This is a genomic window from Streptomyces pratensis (assembly GCF_037137275.1).
Lineage (GTDB): Bacteria > Actinomycetota > Actinomycetes > Streptomycetales > Streptomycetaceae > Streptomyces > Streptomyces pratensis_B.
In genome coordinates, this window is the sequence record NZ_JBBBEN010000103.1 from 76515 (window position 1) to 88672 (window position 12158).

Genomic DNA, 12158 nt, shown 5'->3' on the forward strand with positions numbered 1-12158 from the left:
CTTTGCGCGACGCGCGACCGGAGCCGGACGACAGGTGCGCCGGGCCCCCCTTTCGCATAGGGTTGACGGCTGCCCAGTGCACGTCAGAAGGGGGCCTCGGTGGCCGCGCAGGATGCCGCTGTCGAATCGCTGCGGGACCGGGAGATCGGTGTCGAGCAGGAACATCTCGACCGTGTTTACCACCGCCTTGAGGAGAAGATCCACGAGGCGGAATTCCTCATGAACGACGCCGTCAAGCGCGGCCAGGTCGGTACCCCCGGCGCGCTCGCGGAACGGGACGCCCAGGTGTTCCGCGCCGGAATCCACCTCAACCGGCTGAACAGCGAGTTCGAGGACTTCCTCTTCGGGAGGATCGACCTGCTGCTCGGCAAGGACGGGGAGCGCGGTCCGGACGGCGCGTTCACCTCCGTCGAGCCGGCCGACGACGCCGTACGGGAGGACGCCACCGCCGACATCGCGGAGACGCTCCACATCGGCCGGATCGGGGTCCTGGGCGCCGACTACACGCCGCTGGTGATCGACTGGCGGGCCCCGGCCGCCGCCCCGTTCTACCGTTCGACCCCGAAGGAGCCGGGCCGGGTGGTACGCCGCCGGGTCATCCGCTCCAAGGGCCGCAAGGTGCTCGGGGTCGAGGACGACCTGATGCGCCCGGAGCTGACGGCGTCCCTGGGCGGCGAGAAGCTGCCCGTGATCGGCGACGGGGCCCTGATGGCGGCCCTGGGCCAGGCCCGCAGCCACACCATGCGGGACATCGTCTCCTCCATCCAGGCCGAACAGGACCTGGTCATCCGGGCCCCCGCCGCCTCCGTCACCGAGGTGTCCGGCGGCCCCGGCACCGGGAAGACCGCCGTGGCCCTGCACCGGGCGGCCTACCTGCTCTACCAGGACCGGCGGAGGTACGCGGGCGGCATCCTGATCGTCTCGCCGACCCCGCTCCTGGTCGCGTACACCGAAGGCGTGCTGCCCTCCCTCGGCGAGGAGGGCCAGGTCGCGATCCGCGCGGTGGGCTCACTGGCCGACGAGGCGGCGGGAGCCGAGGGCGCGTACGGCAGGGGCGGCGCCCGGGGCGTCGACGCGGGGGCATACGACGAACCGGCCGTGGCCCGCGTCAAGGGCTCCTCCCGGATGCTCCACGTGCTGCGCAAGGCCGCCCGGGGGGCCCTGGAGCGGCCGGGGAGGCCCGCGCCCCGGCCGGACGGCCAGCTCTCCTTCGGCGAGGAGCCCGCGTCGAAGGAGGCCGCGCGGAGCGCCGCCGCGGCCGCCCCGGCCCGGCTGCGGGTGGTCGCCTTCGGGGCCAGGGTCGAGCTGGAGGCCGACGAACTCCAGCGCATCCGGAACAACGCGCTCAGCGGCACCGCCCCGGTCAACCTGCTGCGCCCGCGCGCCCGCAAGCTGCTGCTGGACGCCCTGTGGAACAAGTCGTCCGGGCGCGGCCGCTACACCGACCCGGAGCTGGCGGCGGAGCTGCGCTCCTCTTTCGACGAGGACGTCTCCACCGAGATCCCTTTCCTGGAGTTCCTCGACGCCTGGTGGCCCGAGCTGACCCCGCGCCGGGTGCTGGCCGCGATGGCCGACGAGAAGCGCCTGGCCCGCTGGTCCCGGCGCATCCTCAACCAGGGCGAGGTGCGCCGCCTGGCCCGGTCCCTGAAGCGGCTGGACGCGGACGGCGGCGGGCCGCTGTCGGTCCACGACGTGGCCCTCCTCGACGAGCTCCAGGCGCTGCTGGGCGCCCCGAACCGGCCGCGCAGGAAGCGCGAGGCGGACCCGCTGGACCAGCTCACCGGTCTGGAGGAGCTGATGCCCCAGCGTCAGGAGACCCAGTGGGAGCGGGCCGAGCGGCTGGCGGCGGAGCGCACCGAGTACGCCCACGTCATCGTCGACGAGGCGCAGGACCTCACCCCGATGCAGTGGCGGATGGTGGGCCGCCGGGGCCGGCACGCCACCTGGACGATCGTGGGCGACCCGGCCCAGTCCTCCTGGTCCGACCCGGACGAGGCCGCCGCCGCCCGGGACGAGGCCCTCGGCAGCCGGCCCCGCCGCCGCTTCACCCTCACTGTCAACTACCGCAACCCGGCGGAGATCGCGGAGCTGGCGGCGAAGGTGCTGGCGCTGGCCATGCCCGGCATGGAGTCCCCGAGGGCGGTCCGCTCCACCGGGGTGGTGCCGCGCTTCGAGACGGTCCGCGACGGCGACCTCGCCGCCACGGTCCGCGAGGAGGCGCGGCGGCTGCTCGCGGAGGTGGACGGCACGGTCGGTGTGGTCGTGGCGATGAAGCGGCGCGCCCAGGCCCGTGAGTGGCTCGCGGAACTGGGGGAGCGGGTGGTGGCGCTCGGCAGCCTGGAGGCCAAGGGCCTGGAGTACGACGCCACGGTGGTCGTCTCGCCCGCGGAGATCGCCGACGAGTCCCCGGCGGGCCTGCGGGTGCTGTATGTGGCGCTGACCCGGGCGACGCAGCAGCTCACGGTGGTGTCCGGGGAGCGGGACCTGCCGGACGAGGACGGGGTCCCGGACCTGCTGAGGGACTGACCGGGCCGCGCCCCCGGGCGCGGCGCCCGCTCCCCGGCCCGGCCCTCGGCGGCGGGCCCGACCGGGTGCTCTCCCGGTCAACCTGACGCGCGGGAGTCACTTCTCCGGGGTCTTTGTTAGCCTGGTGTTGGCACCGGCTCGATCCAAGCCCCCGGGCCCAACCATCGTCGCTACGAGCGACCACTTGCCGCGAGGCGAGCATGGCGGGTCGGTGCCGCCTACGTTGAAAAAGACAGGCCCGCGTCACCTGATGGTGGCGCGGGCCTGTTTTCGTTGACGCCGGTGCGGGGGCTCTCGGCGCCGGCGTCGGACTCCGGGCTCGCGGCGTCGCGCACCCGTGGCCGTCGAAGCTCTTGGGGGTTCCGCCGAACGGGCTACTTCTCGTATGGTGGAAGATACTTTCCGAAAGGCGGCACTCATTACCGGCTACCAGTCGGTAGGTGCGACGATCGGGAAGCGTGTCCCGAACGAGGGTTCCGGACGCGTAGCAACGAAGCTAAGAAAGCGAAGGACTCGGCCATGGCAACGGCGCCCAGCGTCTCGTACTCGATGACGGTCAGGCTGGAGGTGCCCGCGAGCGGCACCGCGGTCTCCCAGCTGACCACGGCCGTGGAGTCGTCGGGGGGTTCTGTCACCGGCCTCGACGTGACCGCCTCCGGCCACGAGAAGCTGCGGATCGACGTCACCATCGCGGCCAGCTCCACCTCGCACGCCGACGAGATCGTCGAGGGCCTGCGCGACATCGACGGCGTCGTGCTGGGCAAGGTGTCCGACCGTACGTTCCTGATGCACCTCGGCGGCAAGATCGAGATGGCGTCCAAGCACCCCATCCGCAACCGCGACGACCTCTCGATGATCTACACCCCCGGCGTCGCCCGGGTCTGCATGGCCATCGCGCAGAACCCCGAGGACGCCCGCCGCCTCACCATCAAGCGGAACTCCGTCGCCGTCGTGACGGACGGCTCCGCGGTGCTCGGACTGGGCAACATCGGCCCGATGGCCTCGCTGCCGGTCATGGAGGGCAAGGCGGCCCTCTTCAAGCGCTTCGCGGGCATCGACGCCTGGCCGATCTGCCTGGACACCCAGGACACCGACGCGATCGTCGAGATCGTCAAGGCGATCGCCCCCGGCTTCGCGGGCATCAACCTGGAGGACATCTCCGCTCCCCGCTGCTTCGAGATCGAGGCCCGGCTGCGCGAGGCCCTGGACATCCCGGTCTTCCACGACGACCAGCACGGCACCGCGATCGTCGTGCTGGCCGCGCTGACCAACGCCCTGCGCGTGGTGGGCAAGGGCATCGGGGACGTACGCGTCGTCATGTCCGGCGCCGGAGCCGCCGGCACGGCCATCCTCAAGCTCCTCATCGCCGCGGGCGTCAAGCACGCCGTCGTCGCCGACATCCACGGGGTCGTGCACGCCGGACGTGAGGACCTGGTCGCCGCCCACACCGACTCGCCGCTGCGCTGGATCGCCGACAACACCAACCCGGAGGGCGTCACCGGCACCCTCAAGCAGGCCGTCGTCGGCGCCGACGTGTTCATCGGCGTCTCCGCCCCGAACGTCCTGGACGGCGACGACGTCGCGGCGATGGCGGACGGCTCGATCGTGTTCGCGCTCGCGAACCCGGACCCGGAGGTCGACCCGGCCGTCGCCCGGGAGAGCGCGGCGGTCGTGGCCACCGGCCGCTCCGACTTCCCCAACCAGATCAACAACGTGCTGGTCTTCCCGGGTGTCTTCCGCGGTCTGCTGGACGCCCAGTCCCGCACCGTCAACACGGACATGATGCTCGCGGCGGCCGGTGCGCTGGCCGACGTGGTCGCGGAGGACGAGATCAACGCGAACTACATCATCCCCTCCGTCTTCAACGACAAGGTCGCCGGCGCGGTCGCCGGAGCCGTCCGGGCCGCCGCGAAGGCCGCCACGGGCTCCGGTACGGCCCCCTCCACTTCCGTCTGACCCCGGCCGCCCCGCAGGGCCCGCGGCGGCTCCTGCGGGGCGTCCAGAGCCGTATGCCGCCCCGCCCTACGGCGCGTCGCGGGTCGCAGCGCCCCAAACGCCCCTTTAGGGTGGGCGGGCAGCGGGCCCCGCGGGGCCCGGCATCCGCTGCGGACCGCTCGGCCCAGTCGACGGAGCGTCACCACGAGTCGGCCGTGGCGCTTTTCCTTGACCCCGAAGGGTTCCGGATTGGCTTTCCCGCCGCTGGTGGGGGCAGGATGCGTAATCGGGCGAGAGGGTCTGACATCAGACCCGGGTCCGGGGACTGTCAGAGGGCCCTGGCAGCATCGGCTTCGATCTCACGCCTCACAGGCAAGAAGAACACGGGAGTAACAACATGAACCGCAGTGAGCTGGTGGCCGCCCTGGCCGACCGCGCCGAGGTGACTCGCAAGGACGCCGACGCCGTGCTGGCCGCGCTCGCCGAGACCGTCGGTGAGATCGTCGCCAAGGGCGACGAGAAGGTCACCATCCCCGGTTTCCTGACCTTCGAGCGCACCCACCGTGCCGCTCGCACGGCCCGCAACCCGCAGACCGGTGACCCGATCAACATCCCCGCCGGCTACAGCGTGAAGGTCTCCGCGGGCTCGAAGCTCAAGGAAGCCGCCAAGGGCAAGTAACCCCCAGGCGCAGATGAGGGCGGTCACCCCCGACCAGGGGAGGCCGCCCTTTCGCCTGCCCGGAGGCCAGGCCCTCCGCACGGCCCCCGCGCCCGCACGACGTCGCACAGGCCGGCCCGCCCGCCCCGTGGGGAGGCGCGCGGGCCCCGCCGTCGTGCGCCGCCGCCACAGACCCGGCAGAGGCCCCCACCACGACCCCGGAAGGCCTCCGCAGGGCTCCTGCGGGGCGGTGACGCCTCCGCCCCCGCGGGGGGCCGCCCTCGCCGACGCCGGGGACGCGTTCGAGGCGGAAAGCCGCCTGGCCCTCATCGGCGAACGGCTCCGCGCCCACCTGCGCCCGAAGGCCCTGCCGGTGCGACCGGTACCCGGCCCGGGCGTGGCACGGGAGCTGCGCGAGCTGCTCGACGCACGCCTCCGCGAGGGCGTCACACCGGCCGAGGCCGCCCGCCTGCTGCACGCTCACCCCGCGCACCTCGTCCGGACCTTCAGCGCCGCCTATGCCATCGCGCCCCACCAGTACGTGACGTCCCGCCGCGTCGACCGGGCCCGCCGGCTGCTGCTGGAGGGCGCGCCGCCGGGGGAGGCGGCGACGGCCGTCGGCTTCCACGACCAGTCCCACCTCACCCGGCACTTCCGGCGGATCGCCGGCACCACTTTGGGGCGGTACGCCCGCTCCCGCGCGGCCCGGGGCGCCCGCTGACGCGCGACAGCCCGCCGCCCGGGCCCGACGGGGGTCGGGGCCGGAGCGGCGGGCTGCCCGAGGCGTGAGCCGTGCGCAGTGCTGTGTGCGGCAGCGCTGTGCGGGCCGTGCGCGGAGGTCAGACGAGCGATCCGCCCGGCAGTTCCACCTTCGCGCCGAGCTTCTCGAGCTTCTCCATGAAGTTCTCGTAGCCGCGGTTGATCAGGTCGATGCCGTGCACCCGGGACGTGCCCTGGGCCGCCAGCGCCGCGATCAGGTACGAGAACCCGCCCCGCAGGTCCGGGATGACCAGGTCGGCGCCCTGGAGCCTGGTCGGCCCGGAGACGACCGCCGAGTGCAGGAAGTTGCGCTGGCCGAAGCGGCAGTCCGAACCGCCCAGGCACTCCCGGTAGAGCTGGATGTGCGCGCCCATCTGGTTGAGCGCGGAGGTGAAGCCGAGCCGCGACTCGTACACCGTCTCGTGGACGATCGACAGCCCCGCCGCCTGCGTCAGCGCGACCACCAGGGGCTGCTGCCAGTCGGTCTGGAAGCCCGGGTGGACGTCCGTCTCCAGCGCGATGGCGTTGAGCGCGCCGCCCGGGTGCCAGAAGCGGATGCCCTTGTCGTCGATCTCGAAGGCGCCGCCGACCCTGCGGAAGGTGTTCAGGAACGTCATCATCGAGCGCTGCTGTGCGCCGCGCACATAGATGTTGCCCTCGGTCGCCAGGGCCGCAGACGCCCAGGAGGCCGCCTCCAGCCGGTCCGGGAGCGCCCGGTGGGTGTATCCGTCGAGCCGGTCGACCCCGGTGATCCGGATGGTCCGGTCGGTGTCCATGGAGATGATCGCGCCCATCTTCTGCAGCACGCAGATGAGGTCCTCGATCTCCGGCTCGACGGCCGCGTTGGACAGCTCGGTGACGCCCTCGGCGAGGACCGCGGTGAGCAGCACCTGCTCGGTGGAGCCCACCGACGGGTACGGCAACCGGATCTTGGTGCCGCGCAGCCGCTGCGGGGCCTCCAGGTACTGGCCGTCCGCCCGCTTCTCGATCGTGGCGCCGAACTGCCGCAGCACCTCGAAGTGGAAGTCGATCGGCCGGCCGCCGATGTCGCAGCCGCCGAGACCCGGGATGAAGGCGTGGCCGAGGCGGTGCAGCAGCGGCCCGCAGAAGAGGATCGGGATGCGCGACGAGCCCGCGTGGGCATCGATGTCAGCGACGTTCGCGCTCTCGACGTGCGAGGGGTCGAGGATCAGTTCGCCCGGCTCGTCGCCGGGGCGGACGGTGACGCCGTGCAGTTGCAGCAGCCCCCGGACCACCCGTACGTCGCGGATGTCGGGGACGTTGCGGAGACGGCTCGGCCCGCTGCCGAGCAGCGCGGCGACCATTGCCTTCGGCACCAGGTTCTTGGCGCCTCGGACGCGGATCTCGCCCTCCAGCGGGGTGCCGCCGTGGACAAGCAGGACATCGTCTGTGCCGGTCATGTATCTCGCGTTCCGGAGTGGTCGGGCAGGGGGCCAACGAAAAGGGTAATGGCCCACCGTCCCCCTTCCGTCGGGCGAAGGGGGGTGTACGAACGTCATGAATCCGCCACAACACCCTCCGCGCACCCGATCTTGCGGAGTGTGACCGTCCGGATGGCCGCCGCGCGGAGCGCTCCTCGTGCCTCCGTGGGCCCTGAGCTGCGCGCGCACATCCGCGGCGGTCGGGACGGCCACTTCGCCCCGCGCGGGGCGAAGATGCGGGATCATCTCTGCCATGACCGAGGTGTCCTCGCTCACAGGGCGGCTGCTCGTGGCCGCGCCCGCCCTGGCGGACCCGAATTTCGACCGCGCGGTGGTGCTGCTCCTCGACCACGACGAGGAGGGCTCCCTCGGCGTCATCCTGAACCGCCCGACCCCGGTCGGCGTCGGTGAGGTCCTCATGCCGTGGGCCGGCCTGACCGGCGAGCCGGGCGTCGTCTTCCAGGGCGGTCCGGTCTCGCTCGACTCCGCGCTCGGGGTGGCCGTGGTCCCCGGCGACGACGGGCTCTGCGCGGACCCCGCGCGCCGTACGGGGGGAGGGGGCCCCGTCGGCTGGCGGCGGGTGCACGGGGCGATCGGCCTGGTCGACCTGGAAACCCCGCCGGAGCTGCTGGCCCCGGCGCTCGGCTCGCTGCGGATCTTCGCCGGATACGCGGGCTGGGGCCCGGGCCAGCTGGAGGGCGAGCTGGGCGACGGCGCGTGGTACGTGGTCGAGTCCGAGCCCGGGGACGTCTCCTCCCCGCATCCCGAGCGGCTCTGGCGCGCGGTGCTCCGGCGCCAGCGCAGCGAGCTGGCGATGATCGCCACGTATCCGGACGACCCTTCGCTCAACTGACGCCCGCGCCGTGGGGGCGTCCGGCTGCCCGCGCCCGCAGGAGTGAAGCGGGCGGCCTCGGCGTTGACGCGCGAGCGGCTGTCCGCTGGAGCGCGACCGGCTGTCCGCGCTGCGGCCCGGGCCGGTGGCCGGGGCGCGGGCGCACCGGTACGCCGCCCGGACCCCGGGTCGCGGGCCGGGGCCGGGGCCCGGCCCCGGCCCGGTCCCTCGCCCCGTGTCCCCGTGCGCCGGACCCCGCTCCTCGACCCACCCTCCGGATGCCGGCCGCTCTGAGTACCCTTGGCGGTCATGAGCACTCTTGAGCCCGATCGCGGGGCAGGTACGGGGACCCTCGTAGAGCCGACGCCGCAGGTGTCGAACGGCGACGGCGACCACGAGCGCTACGCCCATTACGTCCAGAAGGACAAGATCATGGCGAGCGCCCTGGAGGGCACCCCCGTGGTCGCGTTGTGCGGGAAGGTCTGGGTTCCGGGTCGCGACCCCAAGAAGTATCCGGTCTGCCCCATGTGCAAGGAGATCTACGAGTCCATGGGCGCCGGCGGCGACAAGGACAAGGGCAAGGGCGGCGGCAAGGACAAGAAGTAGGCCCGCCGCTCCTCCCGGCCCCGGCGGGGCCGGGCCTTCGGGGCCATGGCCCCCGGGACGCGCTTCACCGCGCGCCCGGGGGCTTTCTTCATGCCCGGTCACTTTCGGTGACCGGGTCGTCGCGTTGCACGGGCTGCGTCCGCTGGTCACAGAGTGGTGGAGACCACTTGTCGGCGTCCGGGCGCGGATCTACTCTCCTGCCAGTTGTGCAGAACGAAACGCACGTTGCACACGATGCAACGCATGATCGGTAGGGGTCCCGGATGAAGCTTTCTGCCCGAATTGCCGCCCCGGTCGCGGCGCTTGTGCTGGCCGGCCTCACCGCCACCGCCTGCGCGCCGCAGACCTCCGACACCAGCGCCCAAGGTGACGAGAAGACCGGCACGCTCCGTGTCTGGCTCTTCCAGGAGGTCGGCAACAAGCCCAAGGAGAAGGTCGTCGACGCGGCCGTCGACGCGTTCGAGAAGAGCCACGAGGGCGCGGAGGTCGAGATCGAGTACATACCCGTCGACACCCGCGCCCAGCGGATCAAGGCCGCGTTCAACGACCCCAAGAGCGCGCCGGACCTCATCGAGTACGGCAACACCGACACGGCCGGCTACGTGAAGGACGGCGGACTCGCCGACGTGACGGAGGAGTTCGGCGCCTGGGACGAGGCCAGGGACACCGACCCGATCGCCAAGCAGTCCGTCACCGTCGACGGCAAGGTCTACGGCGCGCCCTTCTTCGTCGGCGTCCGGGCCCTCTACTACCGCACCGACGTCTTCGAGGACCTGGGCATCGACGCCCCCAAGTCCCAGGCCGAGCTGATCTCCACCGCCAAGAAGATCCACCGGGCCAAGCCCGACCTGTACGGCCTCGCGGTCGGCGGCGCCTACACCTACGGCGCGATGCCCTTCATCTGGGCCCACGGCGGCGAACTCGCCGGCGAGAGCGGGGGGACGTACACGTCGGGCATCAACAGCGAGAAGTCCCGCAAGGGCATCGAGGCCTACACCTCCCTCTTCGGCGACGACAACTGCCCACCCGCCAAGTGCGCCTCCATGGGCGGCAACGCCACCGTGACCGCCTTCGCCTCCGGCAAGGCCGCCATGGCGATCGGCGGCGACTTCAGCCACGCGGCCGTGGAGGCCGGCGCGGTCAAGGGCAAGTACGCCGTCGTCCCGCTGCCCGGTGTGGCCGAGGGCTCCATCGCCCCCGCCTTCGCGGGCGGGAACAACATCGGCGTCCTCAAGTCCACCGCGCACCGCACCCTCGCCGTCGACCTGATGAAGTCGCTGACCGGCAAGAAGACCCAGGCCGAGATGTTCGACGCGATGGGATTCCTGCCCACCTACACCGACGTCCTGGACAACGCCGCGAAGAAGCAGCCCTTCGTCGCACCGTTCGTCCAGACTCTGAGCGCGGGCGCCAAGTTCGTACCCACCTCGCCCGCCTGGGGCCAGATCGACGCCTCGCTGGTCCTCCCGACGATGTTCCAGGAGATCGTCAGCGGCCGTAAGGACGTGGCCCGGGCCTCGGACGACGCGGCCGAGAAGATGAACGCGGCGTTCGCCGCCGCAGGCTGACGATGACCACGCACACCACCCCGTACAAGCCCCCGGCCGCGGGCGCGCCACCGAAGGGCGGCGCCCCCGCCGTCCGCCGGCCCCGGCGCGGCCGGTCGGTGTCGCCCGCCCGGCGCTCCGGCTGGACCCCCTGGCTCTATCTGCTGCCCGCCCTCGTGCTCCTCGCCGGGCTGCTCGTCTACCCGATCTACCAGCTCGGCCTGATCTCGTTCCTGGAGTACACCCAGGCCCAGGTCAGCGGCGGCGAACCGACCACCTTCAAGGGCTTCGGCAACTACACGGCCCTCTTCAACGACAGCCAGTTCTGGCAGGTCCTCCTCGCCACCGTGGTCTTCGCCGCCTCCTGCGTCCTGGCCACCCTCTTCGTCGGCTGCGCGCTCGCCGTCCTTTTGACCCGCATCCGCGCGCTGCCCCGGCTCGCGCTGATGATGGCCGCGCTCGGCGCCTGGGCGACCCCCGCGATCACCGGCTCCACCGTCTGGGTGTTCCTCTTCGACCCCGACTTCGGCCCGGTCAACAAGGTGCTCGGACTCGGCGACTTCTCCTGGACGTACGGGCGCTACAGCGCCTTCGCCCTGGTGCTCCTCGAAGTCCTGTGGTGCTCGTTCCCGTTCGTCATGGTCACCGTGTACGCGGGCATCCGGGCCATCCCCACCGAAGTGCTGGAGGCGGCCTCGCTGGACGGGGCGTCCCAGTGGCGGATCTGGCGCGCGATCACGGCCCCGATGCTCCGGCCGATCCTCGTCGTCGTGACCATCCAGTCGATCATCTGGGACTTCAAGGTCTTCACCCAGATCTACGTCATGACCAACGGCGGAGGCATCGCCGGCCAGAACCTGGTGCTCAACGTCTACGCGTACCAGAAGGCGTTCGCCTCCTCGCAGTACAGCCTCGGATCGGCGATCGGCGTCGTGATGCTGGTGATCCTGCTGGCCGTCACGCTCGTCTATCTGCGTCTCGTGAGACGCCAGGGGGAGGAACTGTGAGCGCACGCACTCTTCTGCGCGTCCGGCGGCCCGGCCGGCTGGCCGCGGAGGCCGCCGCCCTGCTGATCGCCGTCGCGGTCGCCTTCCCGCTCTACTGGATGGTGCTCTCGGCCTTCAAGCCCGCCGGGGAGATCCAGTCCACCGAAGCCCGCCCCTGGACGCTGGCCCCCTCGCTCGACTCGTTCCGCCGGGTCTTCGAACAGCAGGAGTTCGGACGCTACTTCCTCAACAGCCTGCTGGTGGCGGGCACGGTCGTCATCGCTTCCGCACTGATCGCCTTCCTCGCCGCCACCGCCGTGACCCGCTTCCGCTTCAAGTTCCGCACCACGCTGCTGATCATGTTCCTGGTGGCGCAGATGGTGCCGGTGGAAGCGCTGACCATCCCGCTGTTCTTCCTCATGCGGGACTTCGGACAGCTGAACACGCTCGGCTCGCTGATCCTGCCGCACCTCGCCTTCTCGCTGCCGTTCGCGATCTGGATGCTGCGCGGCTTCGTGAAGGCCGTCCCGGAGGCGCTGGAGGAGGCCGCCTACATCGACGGGGCCAGCCGCACCCGGTTCCTGTGGCAGATCCTCTTCCCGCTGGTCTTCCCGGGCCTCGTGGCGACCAGCGTCTTCTCCTTCATCAGCACCTGGAACGACTTCCTGTTCGCGAAGTCCTTCATCATCAGCGACACCTCCCAGTCGACGCTCCCCATGGCGCTGCTGGTCTTCTTCAAGCCCGATGAGAACGACTGGGGAGGGATCATGGCAGCCTCGACGGTGATGACCATCCCCGTCCTGGTCTTCTTCGTACTCGTACAGCGACGCCTCGTCTCGGGACTGGGCGGAGCGGTTAAGGACTGAC

9 protein-coding genes and 1 pseudogene are annotated in these 12158 nt (G+C 71.7%); 9 read left to right on the forward strand and 1 reads right to left on the reverse strand.

Translation table 11 applies throughout. From position 1 onward, the window contains the following. Positions 1-99 precede the first annotated feature (99 nt). The 4 genes and pseudogenes from V9U70_RS29490 to V9U70_RS29505 all read left to right on the forward strand — a co-directional run. Positions 100-2526, forward strand: a complete 2427-nt coding sequence (locus V9U70_RS29490; protein WP_336680229.1) for a HelD family protein — start codon at positions 100-102, stop codon at positions 2524-2526. 519 nt (positions 2527-3045) lie between these two features. Continuing rightward, positions 3046-4482 carry an NAD-dependent malic enzyme gene (locus tag V9U70_RS29495; protein WP_336680230.1) on the forward strand — a complete coding sequence of 479 codons (1437 nt, stop codon included), beginning with the start codon at positions 3046-3048 and terminating at the stop codon, positions 4480-4482. A 376-nt stretch (positions 4483-4858) separates the two neighbouring features. Beyond that, positions 4859-5140 carry an HU family DNA-binding protein gene (locus V9U70_RS29500; RefSeq protein WP_003968811.1) on the forward strand — a complete coding sequence of 94 codons (282 nt, stop codon included), beginning with the start codon at positions 4859-4861 and terminating at the stop codon, positions 5138-5140. 256 nt (positions 5141-5396) lie between these two features. Continuing rightward, positions 5397-5840 (forward strand): annotated as a pseudogene (locus V9U70_RS29505) (helix-turn-helix transcriptional regulator); the annotation flags it as partial. Positions 5841-5958: 118 nt separating this feature from the next. On the opposite strand, the gene murA reads toward V9U70_RS29505, so the two are convergent. Further along, on the reverse strand, positions 5959-7299 hold the full coding sequence (gene murA, locus V9U70_RS29510) for a UDP-N-acetylglucosamine 1-carboxyvinyltransferase (RefSeq protein WP_336680231.1): 1341 nt from the start codon (positions 7297-7299) through the stop codon (positions 5959-5961). Between the two features lie 274 nt (positions 7300-7573). Between murA and V9U70_RS29515 the strand changes: the two genes are divergently transcribed. The 5 genes from V9U70_RS29515 (at position 7574) to V9U70_RS29535 (ending at position 12157) form a co-directional block, all read left to right on the forward strand. Then, on the forward strand, positions 7574-8173 hold the full coding sequence (locus tag V9U70_RS29515) for a YqgE/AlgH family protein (RefSeq protein ID WP_336680232.1): 600 nt from the start codon (positions 7574-7576) through the stop codon (positions 8171-8173). A gap of 288 nt (positions 8174-8461) precedes the next feature. Then, positions 8462-8758, forward strand: coding sequence for a DUF3039 domain-containing protein (locus tag V9U70_RS29520; RefSeq protein ID WP_336680233.1), 297 nt, complete (start codon positions 8462-8464; stop codon positions 8756-8758). Between the two features lie 263 nt (positions 8759-9021). After that, the gene (locus V9U70_RS29525) at positions 9022-10326 is read left to right on the forward strand and encodes an extracellular solute-binding protein (protein WP_336680234.1); all 1305 of its coding nucleotides are present in this window, start codon (positions 9022-9024) and stop codon (positions 10324-10326) included. 2 nt (positions 10327-10328) lie between these two features. Further along, complete coding sequence (locus V9U70_RS29530; RefSeq protein WP_336680235.1) at positions 10329-11312, forward strand: carbohydrate ABC transporter permease; 984 nt, start codon at positions 10329-10331, stop codon at positions 11310-11312. Then, positions 11309-12157, forward strand: coding sequence for a carbohydrate ABC transporter permease (locus tag V9U70_RS29535; protein ID WP_336680236.1), 849 nt, complete (start codon positions 11309-11311; stop codon positions 12155-12157). The genes V9U70_RS29530 and V9U70_RS29535 overlap by 4 nt, the downstream gene beginning before the upstream one ends. The last annotated feature ends 1 nt before the right edge of the window (position 12158 follow it).

What these genes read in the sequence shown, in the direction of transcription:
- V9U70_RS29495 (WP_336680230.1), top strand. Translation starts at nt 3,046, where the DNA reads ATGGCAACGGCGCCCAGCGTCTCGTACTCGATGACGGTCAGGCTGGAG.
- V9U70_RS29500 (WP_003968811.1), top strand. Translation starts at nt 4,859, where the DNA reads ATGAACCGCAGTGAGCTGGTGGCCGCCCTGGCCGACCGCGCCGAGGTG.
- murA (WP_336680231.1), bottom strand. Translation starts at nt 7,299, where the DNA reads ATGACCGGCACAGACGATGTCCTGCTTGTCCACGGCGGCACCCCGCTG.
- V9U70_RS29515 (WP_336680232.1), top strand. Translation starts at nt 7,574, where the DNA reads ATGACCGAGGTGTCCTCGCTCACAGGGCGGCTGCTCGTGGCCGCGCCC.
- V9U70_RS29520 (WP_336680233.1), top strand. Translation starts at nt 8,462, where the DNA reads ATGAGCACTCTTGAGCCCGATCGCGGGGCAGGTACGGGGACCCTCGTA.
- V9U70_RS29525 (WP_336680234.1), top strand. Translation starts at nt 9,022, where the DNA reads ATGAAGCTTTCTGCCCGAATTGCCGCCCCGGTCGCGGCGCTTGTGCTG.
- V9U70_RS29530 (WP_336680235.1), top strand. Translation starts at nt 10,329, where the DNA reads ATGACCACGCACACCACCCCGTACAAGCCCCCGGCCGCGGGCGCGCCA.